The organism is Pseudomonadota bacterium (assembly GCA_034189865.1).
Taxonomy (GTDB): Bacteria; Pseudomonadota; Gammaproteobacteria; order UBA5335; family UBA5335; genus JAXHTV01.
Map to the genome: position 1 here is coordinate 69,030 of JAXHTV010000002.1, position 18,007 is coordinate 87,036.

The 18,007-nt window shown below is 57.8% G+C and carries 18 protein-coding genes; 16 read left to right on the top strand and 2 right to left on the bottom strand.

Features of this window, described 5'->3' with window-relative positions; translation table 11 throughout:
- Positions 1-302: 302 nt before the first annotated feature.
- The 16 genes from SVU69_01385 (at position 303) to flgL (ending at position 16,282) form a co-directional block, all read left to right on the top strand.
- Positions 303-1,796: a flagellin gene (locus tag SVU69_01385; protein ID MDY6941648.1), complete on the top strand. Its 1,494-nt coding sequence runs from the start codon at positions 303-305 to the stop codon at positions 1,794-1,796.
- Between the two features lie 252 nt (positions 1,797-2,048).
- Positions 2,049-2,414 carry a flagellar protein FlaG gene (locus SVU69_01390; GenBank protein MDY6941649.1) on the top strand — a complete coding sequence of 122 codons (366 nt, stop codon included), beginning with the start codon at positions 2,049-2,051 and terminating at the stop codon, positions 2,412-2,414.
- 58 nt (positions 2,415-2,472) lie between these two features.
- Positions 2,473-3,876, top strand: coding sequence for a flagellar filament capping protein FliD (gene fliD, locus SVU69_01395; protein ID MDY6941650.1), 1,404 nt, complete (start codon positions 2,473-2,475; stop codon positions 3,874-3,876).
- A 104-nt stretch (positions 3,877-3,980) separates the two neighbouring features.
- A complete protein-coding gene (locus SVU69_01400) occupies positions 3,981-4,940 on the top strand; it encodes a GGDEF domain-containing protein (GenBank protein ID MDY6941651.1) in 960 nt (319 codons plus the stop codon).
- A gap of 105 nt (positions 4,941-5,045) precedes the next feature.
- Positions 5,046-5,927, top strand: coding sequence for a protein-glutamate O-methyltransferase CheR (locus SVU69_01405; GenBank protein MDY6941652.1), 882 nt, complete (start codon positions 5,046-5,048; stop codon positions 5,925-5,927).
- 145 nt (positions 5,928-6,072) lie between these two features.
- Positions 6,073-6,480, top strand: coding sequence for a flagellar basal body rod protein FlgB (gene flgB, locus SVU69_01410; protein ID MDY6941653.1), 408 nt, complete (start codon positions 6,073-6,075; stop codon positions 6,478-6,480).
- A gap of 3 nt (positions 6,481-6,483) precedes the next feature.
- Positions 6,484-6,897: a flagellar basal body rod protein FlgC gene (gene flgC / locus SVU69_01415; protein ID MDY6941654.1), complete on the top strand. Its 414-nt coding sequence runs from the start codon at positions 6,484-6,486 to the stop codon at positions 6,895-6,897.
- Positions 6,898-6,912: 15 nt separating this feature from the next.
- Positions 6,913-7,587 (top strand): flagellar hook assembly protein FlgD, encoded by a 675-nt coding sequence (locus SVU69_01420; protein ID MDY6941655.1) that lies wholly within the window; start codon positions 6,913-6,915, stop codon positions 7,585-7,587.
- A gap of 43 nt (positions 7,588-7,630) precedes the next feature.
- Complete coding sequence (gene flgE / locus SVU69_01425) at positions 7,631-8,851, top strand: flagellar hook protein FlgE (protein MDY6941656.1); 1,221 nt, start codon at positions 7,631-7,633, stop codon at positions 8,849-8,851.
- Between the two features lie 40 nt (positions 8,852-8,891).
- Entirely contained in the window at positions 8,892-9,632 is a 741-nt protein-coding gene (locus SVU69_01430) for a flagellar basal body rod protein FlgF (GenBank protein MDY6941657.1), read from the top strand.
- A gap of 37 nt (positions 9,633-9,669) precedes the next feature.
- Positions 9,670-10,455, top strand: a complete 786-nt coding sequence (gene flgG / locus SVU69_01435) for a flagellar basal-body rod protein FlgG (GenBank protein MDY6941658.1) — start codon at positions 9,670-9,672, stop codon at positions 10,453-10,455.
- A 16-nt stretch (positions 10,456-10,471) separates the two neighbouring features.
- A complete protein-coding gene (gene flgH / locus SVU69_01440) occupies positions 10,472-11,164 on the top strand; it encodes a flagellar basal body L-ring protein FlgH (GenBank protein MDY6941659.1) in 693 nt (230 codons plus the stop codon).
- 9 nt (positions 11,165-11,173) lie between these two features.
- Positions 11,174-12,301, top strand: a complete 1,128-nt coding sequence (locus SVU69_01445) for a flagellar basal body P-ring protein FlgI (protein ID MDY6941660.1) — start codon at positions 11,174-11,176, stop codon at positions 12,299-12,301.
- Entirely contained in the window at positions 12,298-13,191 is an 894-nt protein-coding gene (gene flgJ, locus SVU69_01450; protein ID MDY6941661.1) for a flagellar assembly peptidoglycan hydrolase FlgJ, read from the top strand. Before SVU69_01445 ends, flgJ begins: the two co-directional genes overlap by 4 nt.
- Positions 13,192-13,211: 20 nt before the next feature.
- Positions 13,212-15,080, top strand: coding sequence for a flagellar hook-associated protein FlgK (gene flgK / locus SVU69_01455; GenBank protein ID MDY6941662.1), 1,869 nt, complete (start codon positions 13,212-13,214; stop codon positions 15,078-15,080).
- Between the two features lie 5 nt (positions 15,081-15,085).
- Positions 15,086-16,282 (top strand): flagellar hook-associated protein FlgL, encoded by a 1,197-nt coding sequence (gene flgL, locus SVU69_01460; protein MDY6941663.1) that lies wholly within the window; start codon positions 15,086-15,088, stop codon positions 16,280-16,282.
- An 8-nt stretch (positions 16,283-16,290) separates the two neighbouring features.
- Here the strand turns inward: flgL and SVU69_01465 are convergent, their stop codons facing one another.
- Positions 16,291-16,728 (bottom strand): CBS domain-containing protein, encoded by a 438-nt coding sequence (locus SVU69_01465; GenBank protein MDY6941664.1) that lies wholly within the window; start codon positions 16,726-16,728, stop codon positions 16,291-16,293.
- Positions 16,729-16,730: 2 nt separating this feature from the next.
- Entirely contained in the window at positions 16,731-17,942 is a 1,212-nt protein-coding gene (locus SVU69_01470) for a cation:proton antiporter (GenBank protein MDY6941665.1), read from the bottom strand.
- Between the last annotated feature and the right edge of the window lie 65 nt (positions 17,943-18,007).

An 18,007-nucleotide genomic window follows, 5' to 3' on the forward strand; every position in this document is an offset into this window, starting at 1 on the left:
ATGGCTACGCACTCCGTTCTTAGCGACCCACTAGACGGTTTCTTTAAGCACCGATGACGATCTCGCCGACTTGATTGGTCAAGTATTTGACGGACACATTGTAAAGACCAAAAAGCGCTTCATCGATCGCTATAGCAGCGGCTGATTCCCGTGTGTCAATCTCTTGGCTAAAGGTTTAGTGACTCTATTCCGATAAAAGGCTGACAGCGGCAAAAGCTCTCCGCGACGGGCCTTGGCCGCTGGCAAGAATTTTCCCATGCCACGGCCTGGGGACACTACAGAATAATCAGGAGAATCCGAAAATGCCGCAGATTATCAATACCAACATCGCGTCGCTAACGGCGCAGCGAAATTTGAACAGCTCTCAGAACGCTCTTCAGACATCTTTACAACGCTTGTCATCCGGTCTCCGGATCAACAGCGCGAAAGATGATGCCGCCGGTTTGGCAATTTCTGAGCGATTCAACACCCAGATCCGGGGCTTGAATCAAGCCGTCCGAAATGCCAACGACGGTATTTCTCTCTCGCAAACCGCAGAAGGTGCCCTGGTCGAGGTCACCAACAACCTGCAACGTATTCGTGAACTGGGCGTCCAGGCTCGAAACGCCACCAACACATCTGCCGACCGTGCCGCGCTGGACGCCGAAGTCCAGCAGCGTTTGGCGGAGATCGACCGCGTCGCCCGACAAACTGAGTTCAACGGGCTGAAACTGCTGGACGGCAGTTTCGTCGATCAAGTCTTCCAGGTGGGCGCCAACGTGGGCCAAACCATCACGGTCAGCGGAATCGCCAACGCCACCACCCTTCAGTTGGGTAAAATTGCTGAGGGTACCGGCACCAACACGGCTGCCGGCAACGCCGGTGAAGTGAGCGGCGCTGCCATAGCCGGTGGCGGTGATCTCACCATCACCATTGGCACCAACACCGCTGTGAACATTGCCGCTTCGGCCGACTATGCCGATTCCAGCGGCAACGGCGGCGACTCCACCAGCGCCTATGCCAAAGCCGCGGCCATCAACGCCTCGGGCGTCGAAGGCCTGAGCGCCACCGCCAACAATGTCAGTGAAACCTTCACCACAGCGGCCTTTGCCGGTGCGGGTGCGGGTGATACGTACACTTTGGAACTCAACGGCACCACCGTCATCAATGGTGGCGACCTGACGAGCTTGTCGGCTCAAAACGTGGTGGATGCCATCAACTCCTACACCGGCACGACCTTCGTGAGTGCTTCGCTGTCCGGCAGTGACATCACCCTCACGAGCTCCCAGGGACGTAACCTGGAAATCGACGAGACCATCGTCGACGCGGATACTTCGATTACTGCCGGGACCTTCTTCGGCGCCACCGCAGGCTCCCTGACGAACACCGACACGACCCGGGGGACCATCACCTTGTCGGCCTCGGAGAATATTGCCGTCGCGGGTAGCACCGGCGGCGCGTTGATCGGTTTCAACGCCTCCGAAACGGTAACCCTGGGCTCCAACGGTTTGAGCAGCCGCGATGTCACCACGGCAACCAACGCCGACACGATGATTAAAGCGGTGGATGCGGCCTTGAGCACCATCAACAGCGCCCGCGCGGATCTGGGTGCTATCCAGAACCGCTTCGAGTCGACCATTGCGAACTTGAGCACGACCTCGGAAAACCTGAGCGCCTCTCGTTCCCGTATCGTCGATGCCGACTTCGCGGCGGAAACCGCGGCGTTGACCCGGGCTCAGATCCTGCAGCAGGCCGGCGTATCCGTCCTGGCGCAGGCCAACGCGGTTCCCCAGAACGTCCTGGCGCTGCTCCAGTAAGGTAAGGCGCCTCGACGATTCGTTGAGGAACTGATAATAACAGGCTCGGGTTTGGGCTATCTGGTCCAAGCCCGAGCCCCAATTGAACAAACCCAATACTAATGTCGCCTGTAGAGTCCGACCAGGCAGGCGACCTTGGCGAATCCGTCGCACGATCCCCTGGCGGTCGAAACCGGAGGACGTAAGGACGGGATAAGGATCTATGGAACAACGTCGCGGGCGACGTCACCATAGACCCGGGAGGGTTGGAAGGTGACTGGAGAAATAAACCAGTTAACGCGTATCGACAACATAGAGCGATCATCGCCGGCAGAGAAACTTCGGCCCGCCGTGCCTGAAGTTCCGGAACCCGGACCGACGAAAGACGAAGATCAGGTCGATCGGAAAGCGGTGGGCGAGCGAGATCTCGCCGAGGTGATCACGCAATTGAATGACCGTGTTCAGTCGGTGAGTCGACAACTGCAGTTTTCTGTCGACAACAATAGCGGACGAACTGTCATTCGTGTGCTCGATGCCGATACCGGAGAGCTCATTCGGCAAATTCCGCCGGAGGAATTTATGAGTATCGCAGACAAAGCAAAGAACGGCGAACTACAGCTCATTCGTGAGCAAGTTTGACCCGAGATGAACATACAATCTCCGACGACCATCGGTCGCAGGCCATAGGATACGCATCATGGCATCGATTGCATCGCCAGGTTTGGGCTCCGGCTTAGACATCAACTCCCTGGTTTCGCAGCTGGTCGCTGCCGAAGGGCAGGGCCCGGCGCTGCGCCTCGATACGCAGGAGGCCAGGTTCCAGACCAAGCTCTCCGCATTCGGTTCTTTGAAAGGTGCCTTGGCTGATTTTCAAACCGGCTTGTCGGGATTGAAAGACCTGACAAACTTCCAGGCCCGTACAGCCCTGTCCGCGAACCAGGATCTATTCACCGCCAGTGCATTGAGTAGCGCCACACCCGGCAGCTACGAGATCGAAGTGCTCGCCTTGGCTCAAGCGCAGAAACTCGTCTCGGGCGCGTTCGCCTCGGCGGATACGACGGTTGGCAATGGCACGCTGACCCTCTCGGTGGGCAGCGAAAGTTTTTCCGTCAGCATCGAGGCTGGCAGCGACTCCCTGACAGATATCCGGGATGCGATCAACAACGCGTCCGACAACACCGGGGTCACGGCACGTATCATCAACTCAGACGATGGCGCATCGTTGGTGCTCGCCTCCGACGAGACCGGCACCGCCAATGCCATCACCGTCACCACATCGGGAGGTGACGGCGGCTTGACCAGTCTGGTCTATGATCCCGATCCGCCCGGCAGCGGCGTCACCAATCTTACCGTCGCCCAACCGGCGGCTGATGCGGTCATCAAAATCGACGGCCTCACCGTAACGAGTTCCATCAATGAGATCGCCGGCGCAATACCCGGTACGACGTTGAATTTGGTCGCGGCCGAGGTGGGAACCAAAACCGATTTGACGGTCAGCTTGGATAAAGACGGCGTCCGAGAAAAAATCGACAGTTTTGTGTCAAGTTTCAACAAACTGGTGGATACCATCAGTAATCTAGGCAGCTATGACGCCGACACCCAGGCCACATCCGTCCTGCTAGGAGACTCCACCCTCCGAAACATTTCCTTCCAGATTCGACGCGAACTGGGCAAATCAATTGACGGTCTAGATGGTCCCTTCTCGACCCTCGCGGAAATCGGCATCAGCACTAGCCTTGAGGGGAAACTCGAAGTCGATTCTGAAACCCTCGATGCCGCGCTGGAGTCCGACTTCGACGCCATTGGAGAGCTGTTCTCCAGTGAAAACGGCTTTGCGGTTCGACTGGATTCGTTGGTCGATGGCTATCTATCCACCGGCGGCGTGATCGACTCGCGGACAACCGGGTTAAAAGACAGTATTAAGGACATCGAAGAACAACGGCTGGCCTTACAAGACCGCCTGAATGCTGTCGAAGCGCGCTATCGTGAACAATTCACAGCGTTAGATACTCTACTCAGCCAACTGACCAGCACGTCCAGCTTCCTCGCTCAGCAATTGGCGAACCTGCCCAAACCCGGTCAACTCGTTGGGAATAACTAGCCGACCGTAGCGATACGGCAACCGGCCACGCCCCACGTCACAGCTTCGATTGTGGCACGCAATTTGCTTACTAAGTAATGCGTACCCCCATAGGAAGTTGTACGGTGAAACAGTTCGAGTCCTTGCCAGCCAAGTCGCCTTTTCAGTTGAGCGCTCGTCCAACTCAAAAGCAATTGGATGAACACGCCACATCGCCCGGACTTCGTTTCCAGGTGCAAGCGCCGCTGCAATTGGAATATCTTCTGAAATCGTTCGCACAATTCCTCGCGACAACAACCACCTTCGAGGGCCTGAGCTATCGGCTCAAAACCACCAAAACGAGCTGGGAAACCGGACAATTAGCCGGCCATAACGCGCACTATGACTTGAACTACCAGGATCAAGACTTGGGTGAACTGACGGTGTATCGCCGTCAAACATTTGACCCTGCGTCGCTGGATCGCCTCGAGGAAGCGTTGTGTTATCTGTGCACACCGCTGTACCACGCGGTCTTATATTTACAGGCGCAACGCGATGCGTGCCTGGACGAACTGACCGGGTTGCCGAACCGGCGGACCTTTAAAGCATGCGTGGAACGTGAACTCGCCCAAGCCGGTCGGCAAGGATGGCCGATTTGTCTAGCGATGATCGACATTGATCATTTCAAAAGGATCAACGATGCCTGCGGTCATATCACCGGAGACGAGATGATTTCGGAGACCGCGACCTTGTTGAAATCTGGAATCCGCTCCAGTGATGGCTTATTTCGCTACGGTGGTGAAGAATTTGTACTGCTTCTCCCCGACACGCACCTCGCAGGCGCTGTTTTACTGGCCCAGCGGCTACGGCGAAAAATTGCCGCAACACGTTTTCCCGCGCTCCCAAATCGCCGCTTGACCGTCAGCATCGGACTGGCCACCTGGCGACCGGGCCTGACTGTTCAGGAATGGTTACGCGAGGCCGATGAAAAACTGTATGAGGCGAAGTACTCCGGCCGTAACCGCCTGTCGTACAGTGATCCGGCCGCGCGATCCGGAGCTAAACCCCTTCGCCGCCGCAAACACGTCGCCGAGAGAACCGATTAATCGAATCGCTTGCGGCAATTCCCGCCTCAACGCGATATGCTTAACAAAGAAAAGTCGCTCTTTACGACTGGAAAGCGAGTTATCCATCCAAATTGAATCAATGCAATGGCATATCGTGACTACGAGTTAAGCCAGAACGCTTACGATCGTTTTCGTGTGCTACTGGAAGGACTATGCGGAATTGTCTTGGGCGGGGACAAACAATACCTCGTGACAACGCGCCTGACCCCGCTGCTCAACGAATTCGGCTTCTCCACGATCGACGATTTGCTGAACTACATCCACCGCGATCCCCGGCCGGCTACTTTACACCGGGTGGTCGAAGCCATGACGACCAAAGAAACGTCCTGGTTTCGTGACCGATCTCCCTTCGAACTGCTGCAGCGGCACGTACTTCCTATCGTTGCCAAAAGCCAACCTCGGCGCCTGAAGGTGTGGTCAGCCGCCTGCTCCTATGGCCAGGAGACCCATTCGATCAATATCGCTGTCGAGGAGTTTCTGCGCCTGAATCCAAAGCAACTACCGGAACCCACCATCCTGGGTACTGATATTTCCGCCGAAGCCATCAAATCGGCTCGACGAGGCGTTTATACAGAACGGGATCTGGATCGCGGACTTTCGCCCGAACGGCGAAAACTCTTTTTTGATCAGGTGGATGACGGCTGGGCCGTGAACCGTCAACTTGCCCGCCGCGTGAGTTTCGTCCGTCACAACCTCTTGGATGACTACGCCTCGTTTGGTCACTTCCAAATCATCCTCTGCCGAAACGTCCTGATTTATTTCTCCCCGGAGACCAAGGCGGACATCCTAGAACGACTGGCCGGCGCCCTGGTTCCCGGCGGCTTTCTGCTGCTGGGTGCTTCCGAGCACCCGGGCTTCGGCTCCAAGTACTTTGAGCAAATCACCTTCGCCGGCACCGGTGTCGCCTACCGACGCAAATCACTAAGCACTGTTGAGCAGGCAAGCGGCAACACCTCCCAAAGCTAACCTTTGCCACCCCCCGGCAACGACTTGCCGGCCTCCCCCTGCAAACAGCTTCGAATCCTCACCAACACCATTGTTTAGAAGGTTTTTTCCATGCTGGCACGCTTGATGCTTGCAATAAGGAAAACTAAACGTGGAGCCCCAACGTATGGCACTGGATATCGACAAAGTTTTCGGAGGACACCAAAGGGCGTTGTCCGTCTATAGCAAACGCAGTCAGACGCTGGCATCCAATATAGCCAATGCCGACACGCCACATTACAAGGCGCGCGACGTGGACTTTCGATCCGTACTCGCGAACACCACGAAACCACAAGCGCCTGTCATGACGAAAACTCATCGCTCGCACATCACCCAAACCACTCAGATGGGCGATTCCAGCGGCGAACTGCTCTACCGCGTACCCATCCAACCCTCGTTGGACGGAAACACGGTGGACGCTCAAACCGAACAGGCTGCGTTTGCCGAAAACTCCATTCGATATCAAGCCACGCTCCAATTTATCAGCGGCAAGATTCGGGGGATCCGAATGGCCATTGTCGGAGGAGAAGGTTAAGCCATGTCGCTATTTCAAATTTTCGACGTCGCCGGCTCGGGTATGACGGCTCAATCGGTGAGATTGAACACCACCGCCAGCAACATCGCCAACGCCGACACCGTGAGCGGTAGCGCAGAGAGTGCTTACCGAAGCCGCCAGCCCTACTTCTTGAGCGTGCTCAAAGCAGCTGGCGCACCGGAAGGCTATGCCGGCGTCCGGGTGGCGGGGGTGATCGAAAGTCAAGCACCCGCGCCGCGCCTATATCAGCCGGGCCACGCCGAGGCAGATGATAACGGCTACGTCTACGGCAGCAACGTCAACGCCATAGAAGAGTTGGTGAATATGATCTCGGCATCACGCGCTTACCAAAACAATGTCGAAGTCATGAACACATCAAAGCAGCTTCTGATGCGTACTTTGTCACTTGGACAATAACCGAGGCCAACCATCATGACACCCGTTACCGATTTCGAACGTCTTCAGGATCTTGGGCTGGTCCGTAGTACACCCGACTCCAAGACCAATAAGGATTTGGGACAAGACGACTTCCTGGAACTGATGACCACACAGTTACAAAACCAGGATCCTTTCGAGCCCATGGAAAATGGCGAGTTCTTGGGGCAAATCGCCCAGTTCGGCACCGTCTCCGGCATTCAAGACCTGCAAGCCTCATTCTCGACGCTCGCTGAGAGTCTCTATGCCAATCAGGCTCTGATGGCCGCCAATTTGGTGGATCGGAATGTCTTGGTTCGGGGTAACGAGGCCGCCATCAACGCGGGGCAGTCCATCACAGGAACGGTAGATCTGGCGTTCTCCACCAGTAATCTACGCGTCAACATCGCCGACGAATCAGGCGAATTGATCCGCACACTCGATCTCGGCACCCAGGCAAAAGGTGATGCCTCGTTCAACTGGGATGGGACAGATTCGGCAGGAAATCCCGTTCCCGCCGGGCGTTACCAGGTTCAAGCGCAGGTCGCCACCGAGTCGGGTGACACGGGAGCGGACATCTACCTACACCGCCGCGTCGATAGTGTGAGCCTAGCCCGTCAGGGTGAATCACTCACGCTCAACCTCGAAGGCGGCGATTCCATGCGACTCGCCGAGGTCAAGCAGATCGGATAGGGCTAAAGCCCCATCGAATCAAGAGAATAATTGGGAGTGAACTATGCCTTTTCGTATTGCACTCAGCGGCCTTAACGCCGCCTCATCGGATCTCGGTGTCACGGCCAACAACATCGCCAACACAGCCACCGTTGGTTTCAAGGGGTCTCGCGCCGAGTTTGGCGACGTCTACGCCGTGGCCTATCAAGGTATCAGCGATACCGCCACCGGGAGTGGCGTGCGTCTGTCGAATGTGTCTCAGCAATTTGGCCAGGGGAACATCGACTTCACCGACAACAGCCTGGATATGGCCATCAGTGGTGAAGGTTTTTTTGTCCTCAGCGATGAGGGCAGTTTGAACTATTCTCGCGCCGGGACTTTCAGCGTCGACCGGGAAGGCTACGTGGTGAATGCCCAGAACATGCGAGTTCAGGTCTACCCGCCCAACAGCACAGGACAAATTAACACCGGTGTGTTGACCGATCTGCGCCTGGATACCACCGAAGGCGCGCCCAGCCCCACGACATCCATTGAGGTAGGCGCCAATCTGCCCGCCGACGACAGCGCTCCGCCGACCCCGGTATTCGACCCCAACGACGCGACCAGTTTTAACGGTTCCACCTCCACGACGGTCTACGACTCTTTAGGTACCGCCATGACCGGAACCCTGTATTTCGTCAAGGACGGCACCACGGCCAACACCTGGGATGCGTATTTCTACATCGACGGCACAGCAATCGGCGGTGCGCAACAGTTGGTGTTTAACCCCGACGGCACGCTGAACACACCCGCCAATGGCGATATCAACTTCGGCACCTTCACGCCGACGAACGGGGCCGCCCCGCTAAGCCCCACAGTGAACTACTCCAACGCCACCCAATACGGGGGCGGTTTTGGCGTTAACCAGTTAATGCAAGACGGTTTCGCTTCCGGCCGTTTGTCCGGAATCGACGTCGACCCGAGCGGAGTTGTGCTGGCCCGGTTCACCAACGGCCAATCGCAACCCTTGGGCCAAATCGCGCTGGCCAACTTCCCCAATCCCCAAGGTTTGCAACAGCAAGGGAACACGTCTTGGGCGGAAACTTTTTCCTCCGGCACGGCGGTTTTGGGCCAAGCGGGCACAGGCAGTCTGGGTTTGATTCAGTCCGGTGCGCTGGAAGGTTCGAATGTGGACCTGACAGAACAATTGGTCAATTTGATCACCGCGCAACGTAACTTTCAGGCCAATGCGCAGGTGATCTCTACGGCCGACAGCGTGACCCAAACCATCATCAACATTCGTTAAGGCGTCATGACGAGCGGATACGCGGGGAGCACAGGGCAAGATGGATAAAATGGTTTATCTGGCCATGGCGGGCGCGAAGCAAATCTTCGACGCCCAGACCGCCAACAACAACAATCTGGCCAATGCCACCACACCGGGTTTTCGCGCCAGTTTTGAGGCATTCAAAAGCTTGCCGGTCTATGGGCCTGGGCATGCCAGCCGGGTGTATGCGGTAGCCAACGATGCCGGACTCGATCTCTCCTCCGGCCCCTTAATGACCACCGGCCGGGATCTGGATGTCGCTGTTCGCGGCGAGGGTTACATCGCAGTCCAGGCACCCGATGGCACCGAGGCCTACACCCGGGCGGGCGATCTGCACGTTACGGAAACGGGCCTTTTAGAGACCGGCGCGGGACATTTGGTTCTCGGCGAATCGGGCCCGGTCGTGGTCCCCCCCTCCTCCAAAATCGAGGTGGGGCGAGACGGTACGGTTTCGCTCATTCCCTTAGGACTTACACCCAATACCGTGGCGGTCATTGACCGTATCAAGCTCGTCAATCCTCCCTCGGATCAACTCTACAAAGGGGAAGACGGACTACTGCGCGTCCCCGAGGGCACCACCGTGGCGCCCGATGCCAGCGTTCAGTTGGTCAGCGGTGCGCTGGAATCCAGCAATGTCAATGCGGCAGAAGCGCTGGTCAACATGATCTCTTTGGCCCGGCAGTTCGAGATGCACGTGAAAGCACTGCAAACCGCCGAACAGAACGACGAAACGTCAGCAAAACTGCTCCGGATGGAATAAGCACAACCGGCCTAGGGTCGCTTGAGGAAAGAACACGATGAATTTAGCTCTTTGGGTTGCCAAAACCGGCTTGGATGCGCAGCAAACGCGCATGGCCACAATCTCCAATAACCTGGCCAATGCCAATACCACCGGCTACAAACGTGGCCGGGCAGTGTTCGAAGACTTGCTCTATCAAAACGTGCGGCAAGTTGGCGGGCAAAGCAGCCAGCAGACCGAACTGCCTTCCGGTCTGTCGCTGGGCACCGGGGTCCGAACCGTCGCCACCGAAAAACTGTTCACCCAGGGAGGACTGGTGCAAACCAATAACTCTTTGGACGTCGCAATTCAGGGGCGTGGTTTTTTGGAAGTGCTCATGCCTGATGGCACCGCCGCCTATACCCGGGACGGCTCGCTGGCCGCCAACGATCAAGGACAGCTGGTCACCTCCAGTGGTTATCAAATTCAGCCGGCCATCACCCTGCCCACGGGCACTCAGTCCGTCACCATCGGTACCGATGGCGTGGTGTCAGTGCAGATTGCCGGCCAAGCCAGCCCCACCCAGGTGGGCTCGCTGCAGCTGGTGGATTTCATCAATCCCTCGGGCCTTCAGCCTCGCGGCGAGAATCTGTTCCTGGAATCCGGGGCCAGTGGCGCGCCGCAGACGGGCACACCCGGCCTGAACGGACTGGGCACGCTGGTCCAGGGATCATTGGAAGGATCGAACGTCAATGTGGTGGAAGAGCTGGTCAACATGATCGAAACCCAACGGGTTTACGAAATGAACTCCAAGGCGATCTCCACCAGCGACCAAATGTTGCAATACATCACCAATAACACCTGATTAGGGGCCGTGCACGATGGCGATAACGCTTAAGAAACCTTGGCTGACCGGCGGACTTATCTGCCTGGCGGTTTGCCTTTCCGGGTGTGCGACCACCCCGGTGGTGGAAATGCAAACGCCCCCGCCGACCCTGGTCTATCCGCCGCAGACGACGCAGATCAACCCCGGTTCCATTTTTCAGCCCGGTCACGAGCGGCCGCTGTTCGAAGACCGGACGGCACGGCGGATCGGCGATGTGCTGACCATTCTGCTGGAGGAGAACACCAACGCCAGCAAGAGTGCCACCACCAGCACCAGCAAAGACGAGTCGGTGAGCATCGACAACCCCATCGTGTTCGGTAAGGAAATCCTGCGCAAAGGCATCCCATTGTTCGAAACCACCATTGGCGGCGAACGCGCCTTCGAAGGTGCCGGCCAAAGTGCGCAAAGCAACAGCTTACAAGGCAGCATCACCGTTCAGGTGGTGAGCCGGCACGCCAACGGCAACCTGCTGGTGGAGGGAGAGAAGTGGATCACCTTAAACCAGGGACAGGAAGTGGTTCGGATCACGGGCATTATTCGTCCCACCGATATCGCGCCGGACAACACAGTGCCGTCGACCAAGGTGGCCGACGCCCGCATCACCTATAGCGGCCGCGGAGCCTTGGCCGATGCCAATGCGCAAGGCTGGGCGGCTCGCTTCTTCAACTCGCCAGTCTGGCCGTTCTGAGAGGTGGTTATGACATTCGATAGTGCCACCCGCCACGCGTTTGGCTTTGTCCTGTTCACGCTCACACTCGTTCTAGCGGTGCCCGCCGCGCATGCCGAACGCATCAAAGATTTGGCGTCAGTGGCCGGCGTTCGATCGAACCAACTGATCGGTTACGGTTTGGTCGTAGGCTTGGACGGTACAGGAGACCAGACCAGCCAGACGCCGTTCACCCTGCAAAGCTTGCGAAATATGCTGGCCGAGTTCGGCGTCGTCGTTCCCAATGACGTCAACCCTCAGTTAAAGAACATCGCCGCGGTGGCGGTACACGCCGATTTACCCGCCTTTGCCAAACCCGGCCAGAGAATCGACGTCACGGTCTCGTCACTCGGCAATGCCGAGAGCCTGCGAGGCGGCACGCTGCTGATGACCCCGCTGAAAGGGGCCGATGGACAGGTTTACGCCATCGCTCAGGGAAACCTCGTGGTGGGCGGACTGGGCGTTTCGGGTGGTGATGGCTCGCGAATCGCCGTGAACGTACCCAGTACCGGACGGATTCCCGCCGGCGCATCGGTGGAGCGTGTGGTTCAATCGGCATTCGCCAAGTTCAGTTCCATCGTGCTCAATCTGCACACACCGGATTTCACCTCCGCTCATCGTTTGGCGCAAAGCATTAACGACACCATGGGCGTGAATACCGCCCGGGCTGTCGATGCCATTTCGGTGGAGGTGGTTGCCCCCCGCGATGCGGCACAACGGGTGGCCTTCATCTCCGTACTTGAAAACCTCGAGGTGGAACCCGGCGATGCACCGGCCCGGGTCATCGTCAATTCACGCACCGGCACGGTGGTGATCGGCAGCCACGTTCGGGTGATGCCTGCCGCCGTGACCCATGGCAGCCTCACCGTCACGATTAGTGAGGAACCGACCGTCTCGCAACCGGCGCCGTTTAGCGAAGGGGAAACGGTCGTCGTCCCCCAAACGCAGATTGAAATCAGTCAGCCGGAAACGCGGATGTTTCTGTTCGATCCGGGCGTCTCATTGGACGAAATCGTCCGCGCGGTCAACGAAGTGGGTGCCGCACCGGGCGATTTGGTGGCCATTTTGGAAGCGCTGAAAAGTGCCGGTGCGCTGCGCGCTCAGTTGATCGTGATATGAACCCACTAGCCCCCACCGATCCTGGCATTTATACCGATCTCGGCGGCCTGTCGGCTTTGCGGGCCCAGGCCGAACAAGGTACGCAACGCGCCCTGCCGGACGCCGCGCGGCAATTTGAGGCCATATTCATCCACATATTGCTCAAAAGCATGCGCGCGGCCGAGTTGGGTGAAGGCTTCATGGATACGGAGACTACCCGGTTTTACCGCGACATGTTCGATCAGCAACTGAGTGTCGAGCTGTCGAAAGACCAAGGTATCGGGATCGCCGAGATGCTGGTCAAGCAGCTCGGAGGACCGCCTGCCGAAGGCGAAGCCGTGCCACTGACCCAGGATTTGCGGACGGTACGCTCCCCCCTTTCTGCATCACGTATCGACTGGAAACCCGGATCGGCGCGGGAATTCCTGGCCGCACTGGTGCCCCACGCCCGTGAGGTCGGAAAACAGCTCGGTGTGGATCCGCGGTTCATCATGGCTCAAGCCGCGCTGGAAACCGGTTGGGGACAGCATCAGATTCGTCACCCCAACGGACGGACCAGCTTCAATGTGTTCGGGATCAAAGCCGGGAGTCAGTGGCAAGGCTCACGCGTTGAGGTACCGACCTTGGAGTTTCGAAACGGCAAGGCATTCCGGACTCAAGCAGATTTCCGCGCTTACGGCTCACTGGGCGAAAGTGTGAAGGACTATGGCCGGCTGCTCTCGGGCTCTGAGCGTTATCGACCCGTGCTCGCGGCCGGAGGCGACGCAACGGCCTTCACCCAAGCGCTGCAGGACGCGGGATACGCCACCGACCCCCAATACGCTGAAAAAATCCGGGGCATCCTCCGCGGCGAAACGTTCAACAACGCGCTGGCGAAACTAAAGATGAACCCTCCAGAACCGCTAACCTAAGTTAGACACGAGGACATCCCATGGCCGACCCGTTATCTACAAGTATTTCCGGTTTAGTTGCTTTTCAAAGGGCAATTGCGACCACGAGCCATAACATCAGCAACGTCAACACACCGGGCTACAGTCGGCAATCGGTGGAGTTCGCGACCCAGAATGCGCAGGTATCCAGTGCCGGCAATATCGGCTCCGGTGTCACGGTGGTCACCGTCGAACGGGACTACGATGATTTTCTGACCGGTCAGTTACGCAATACCACGTCGAACTTCCAACAGCTCGATGCCTACTATGGGCTGGCCACGAAGATCGACAACATCCTCGCCGATTCCGAGACGGGACTGGCGCCCAGCCTGCAGAACTTCTACGACGCGGTTCAAGTGGTGTCTGAGAACCCCTCCTCGGTTCCCGAACGGCAATTGTTAATCAGTGAAGCCGAGGCCCTGGTCAATCGCTTCGAGTACATCGACGGTCGGCTCGGCGATCTGAACACCGAGGTCAATCAACGTCTTCGCGACGGCGTGGTCGAGGTCAACCAAATTGCCGAAGAAATCGCTGCACTCAATACGGAGATCGGCCGTATCGAAGGTCTGTCCCAAGGCCAACCCGCCAACGACCTGTTGGATCAACGCGACGAACTGGTCCGTCAGCTTTCCGAGCTCACATCCGTATCGACATTGATTCAGGAAGACGGCTCGATGAACGTGTTCATCGGCAACGGACAACCGCTGGTGGTGGGTAGCCGGCCGACCACCTTGTATGCCGTCAACAATCCCTTCGATTCCAGTCGCGTGGAAATCGCCTACGGCAGTCCGACCGGCGATCTGATCACTGGTGCCCTGCAAGGCGGCGAGATCGGCGGACTGAGCCAGTTTCGGGACGACACCCTGATACCCGCCCAAAATCAGCTGGGCCAGTTGGCACTGGGTTTTGCCGAGAGCTTTAACGCCCAGCACCGCATGGGAATGGATCTGGGTGGTCAGCTTGGGCAAGATTTTTTCTCTGTTTCTCAACCGAAAATACTGCCTGGTACGTCTAATACCGGAACGGCCACCATCAGCGCGACGGTGACCAGCGCCGCGGGTCTGACCACATCCGATTATCAGTTGAGTTATGACGGCAGTCAGTGGCAATTGCTCCGGCTCGATGACGGCGCCACGTTTACCGGGGCGGGACCCTTTAACGTCGATGGCCTTTCAGTTGCCATCTCGGGCTCACCCAATGCCGGCGACCGATATGAAATTCGACCGACACGAGGTGCCGCCTCATTAGTTGACGTGGCCATTGCCAATCCACAAGACGTGGCCGCTGCCGCCCCCGTACGGTCCAACGCTGAGGTCAATAATCTGGGAACGGCGACTATCGCCACCCCGAGCGTGCTGGATATTAACGATCCCAACCTGCTCCAAAATGTGGATATCGAGTTCACCAGCGCCACCACCTATAGCGTCAACGGCAGTGGCAGTTTCGCCTATACCAGCGGTGCCGATATCGATATCAACGGTTGGCGCGTTCAGATCGAGGGAACACCCAGCACCGGAGACCGATTCAGCATCTCGTCCAACGCTGGCGCCGTGGGCGACAACAGCAACGCGCTGGCATTGGCGGATTTGCGGGATTCCGGTGTGTTCAATGGCGGCAACACCACCTCACTGGAAAACTATGCCGGTTTGGTCGGCAGCGTTGCCACGGCAACCCGCGAGGCGGAGATCGGCCGCGACGCACAACGCGTCTTGAATGATCAGGCTATCCTGGCGCGAGACAGTTTCTCAGGCGTCAACCTGGATGAAGAAGCCGCCAACCTATTACGTTTTCAGCAAGCCTATCAGGCCGCGGCCCAAGCGATTTCCATTGCCGATAACCTGTTCCAATTTTTGATCAACTCGGTGCGCTGATCGCGATGAAACTTTCTACCCTGGCCCTACAGCGAATGGCAACCCAAGGTATCTTGGAGCAACAGGTCAAACTGGCACGCATTCAATTGCAGGTCGCCACGGGACAACGCATCTTGTCACCATCGGACGATCCGGCCGGAGCCACGCGGTTGCTGTCCATCGACGCCGGCCTGGATCAAATCGCGCAATACGACAAAAACGCCACGTTGGCTCTGAACCGTCTGAGTTCAGAGGAATCCGCCCTGAATTCAGTCGGCAATGTCTTGCAGCGTGCCCGAGAGTTGGTGGTGCAGGCGCTCAATGGCACCCAAACATCCGAAGATCGCGAACTGATCAGCGCCGAGATCGGACAAATCCTCGATGAGTTGGTCCGGGTGGCCAATTCTCGGGATGCCAACGGCGAATATCTCTTCTCCGGTAACATCAGCCGAACCAAGCCATTTCAGCGCGGGCCCGGCGGTACCTTCAACTATTTTGGAGACCAGGGCCAACGCTTTCTTTCCATTGGCGACAATCGTCAAGTGGCGGTGGGTGACTCCGGCGCCGAGGTGTTTCAGCTCATTCGTAATGGCAACGGCACCTTCACCACCGTCGCGCAGCCGACCAACACCGGCACCGGCGTGATCAACGCCGGCAGCCTGGTCGATCCCACCGCCTGGGTACCGGACACCTATACGGTCACTTTCACTTCGACTAACAGTTACGAGGTCACCGACAGCAGCGCGGCGGTGGTTTCCACCGGCACCTTCACCAGCGAAGAAGCCATTACATTCAACGGCATCGAGTTCAACATCACCGGCACGCCGTCAACGGGCGATCAGTACGTGGTTGAACCGGCCCGCAATCAGGATATGTTCACGACGCTGCAGAATATTTTTAACGCCCTGGCGAACGGCGCGTCATCACCCGATCAAAGGGCCCGCCAAAATAGCGAGCTCGGCCGGGGCTTAAGTGAAATCGACCAGGCCATCGAAAAGATTTTGGATACGCGAACGGTGGTCGGCGGACGATTAAAAACCATCGAAACGCAACAAGGCATCAATCAGGGCACGACCTTGGAACTGAGTAAGGTACGTTCCAGTATTCAGGATCTGGATTTCGCTGAAGCGGTCAGCCAACTGAATATTGAACTGGTGGGATTGGAAGCGGCCCAGAAAGCCTATACGCGGGTTCAGAATCTCTCTTTATTCAACTTCATTTAGCGGCTTTTTCAACCGCCATCCGAAGCCGAGGTGGATTCACGCTGGGCGCGGAGCAGCGCACTCAGGTTAATCGCTCCAATGAGGCAAGCGGCTTCATCCACCACCGGCATATCTTCCATGTCATGATCCAGAAGACGGTGCAAGACATCGTCTAAATCCTCCGATGCGCGAGCACAGGGAAAGTGCATATCCATGATATGACTGACCCGCTCCCCCGTCACCCGCTCGAGAATCTGTCGCCGCGTCGGCCGAGGATGGTAGCGGGCCAGTAGCAATTTCGCTAACTTTCGGTGGGAAACATGCCCGACCACCCGACCGCTCTGATCGACCACATAAAGATCACGCAGACAGGGTTGAGATAGCATCTGATCGGCCGCTTGCTCCACCGTTGCGTCCGGAACCACGGTCACCACCCTCGCGGGATGATCACCTATCCAGTCGGCCACTTTCATCTCGTTGCCCTTCCCCGTTTCTTGCCCAGTTCGCCCGCCCGCGCCAATGCAAATCGGGTCAACAGCGGTCCGGTCAGCTCGTACAACAGCGTCGAACCGATAATGATGTTCACCACCGCAACAGCAATCTCTGAGAACGCCGGTTGATCGGCCAGCGCCAAGCTCAATCCCACCGCGACACCGGCTTGGGGTATCAGACCCCAACCCACATTCCGCCGAACCGTGACGCTGCCCCCGGCCAAGCCGGCCCCGATACGCGCACCGAGCAACTTGCCGATCATTCGGGCCAGATAATAAGTCAGCACCCACGGCATGAACTGAACCAACACCGGAAGTTCGAAGTGGACGCCCGCCAAAGTGAAAAACAATACAAAGACGGTCTCTTCGAGATACTCCACGGGCTTGAATGCCTTGCGGGTACCCGTGGGTAGCGACAGCCGGACGAAAAAACCGAGCCCCATGCACGCGAGCAACGCAGACACCTCGAGGAACTGCGCCAGGCCGTTGATCAACAGAATCATTCCAAGGGTCAAGGGTAAATCCAGCTCGGTCCTGGATTGCCGTGCAATGGACAACGCCAGCACGCGCGCCCCCAACCAACCCAGCACGATTGCCCCGAAAATCTCGCGAACCGAGGTAAACAAGGTCCCCGTCACGCCGTCCCCGTTGGCAAGGGCGGTGACGAGCGAAAAAACGACGATGCCCACTGCGTCATCCAGCGCCACCACGCCTAATAAGGTCGTGGTCACGGGGCCCGATGCGCGATACTGATGAATCACCGCCACGGTGGCCGCCGGCGCGGTGGTACAGGCCACTGCCGCCAAGGCGAGCGCGAACAATGGGGTCAGTTCGCTTCCCAACCACCACGGGATGAGCACAAAGGACAATGCGACGATCAACATGGCGCCGGCGGTTTCGCCAAACACCACACCCAAAATCACTTTTCCTAGACGCCGCAATTGAGCCGGATTCAAGGAACCACCGATCAAATACGCGATGACCCCGAGCGCACCGGCGGTGAACTCCCCCGTCCACACTCCGGCATCCAGAGCCAGTACGCCGCCCAGTAAACTGGGCGACAACAATACGCCGGCCATCACGTAGCCCGCCACACGAGGCAACCCGAGACGCTCCGCGCCCACCCCCCCGAGTAAGCCGCCGAGCGTCAGCAATCCCAACATGAGCGAACCGGTGACGAGCGAATCCAAAAACCTCTCCCCTGCCTATCGAAGTCATCGCAGACCGATGGCAGCGTAAAACCTTTCTGAACCTC

What these genes read in the sequence shown, in the direction of transcription:
- SVU69_01385 (MDY6941648.1), top strand. Translation starts at nt 303, where the DNA reads ATGCCGCAGATTATCAATACCAACATCGCGTCGCTAACGGCGCAGCGA.
- fliD (MDY6941650.1), top strand. Translation starts at nt 2,473, where the DNA reads ATGGCATCGATTGCATCGCCAGGTTTGGGCTCCGGCTTAGACATCAAC.
- SVU69_01405 (MDY6941652.1), top strand. Translation starts at nt 5,046, where the DNA reads ATGGCATATCGTGACTACGAGTTAAGCCAGAACGCTTACGATCGTTTT.
- flgB (MDY6941653.1), top strand. Translation starts at nt 6,073, where the DNA reads ATGGCACTGGATATCGACAAAGTTTTCGGAGGACACCAAAGGGCGTTG.
- flgC (MDY6941654.1), top strand. Translation starts at nt 6,484, where the DNA reads ATGTCGCTATTTCAAATTTTCGACGTCGCCGGCTCGGGTATGACGGCT.
- SVU69_01420 (MDY6941655.1), top strand. Translation starts at nt 6,913, where the DNA reads ATGACACCCGTTACCGATTTCGAACGTCTTCAGGATCTTGGGCTGGTC.
- flgE (MDY6941656.1), top strand. Translation starts at nt 7,631, where the DNA reads ATGCCTTTTCGTATTGCACTCAGCGGCCTTAACGCCGCCTCATCGGAT.
- SVU69_01430 (MDY6941657.1), top strand. Translation starts at nt 8,892, where the DNA reads ATGGATAAAATGGTTTATCTGGCCATGGCGGGCGCGAAGCAAATCTTC.
- flgG (MDY6941658.1), top strand. Translation starts at nt 9,670, where the DNA reads ATGAATTTAGCTCTTTGGGTTGCCAAAACCGGCTTGGATGCGCAGCAA.
- flgH (MDY6941659.1), top strand. Translation starts at nt 10,472, where the DNA reads ATGGCGATAACGCTTAAGAAACCTTGGCTGACCGGCGGACTTATCTGC.
- SVU69_01445 (MDY6941660.1), top strand. Translation starts at nt 11,174, where the DNA reads ATGACATTCGATAGTGCCACCCGCCACGCGTTTGGCTTTGTCCTGTTC.
- flgJ (MDY6941661.1), top strand. Translation starts at nt 12,298, where the DNA reads ATGAACCCACTAGCCCCCACCGATCCTGGCATTTATACCGATCTCGGC.
- flgK (MDY6941662.1), top strand. Translation starts at nt 13,212, where the DNA reads ATGGCCGACCCGTTATCTACAAGTATTTCCGGTTTAGTTGCTTTTCAA.
- flgL (MDY6941663.1), top strand. Translation starts at nt 15,086, where the DNA reads ATGAAACTTTCTACCCTGGCCCTACAGCGAATGGCAACCCAAGGTATC.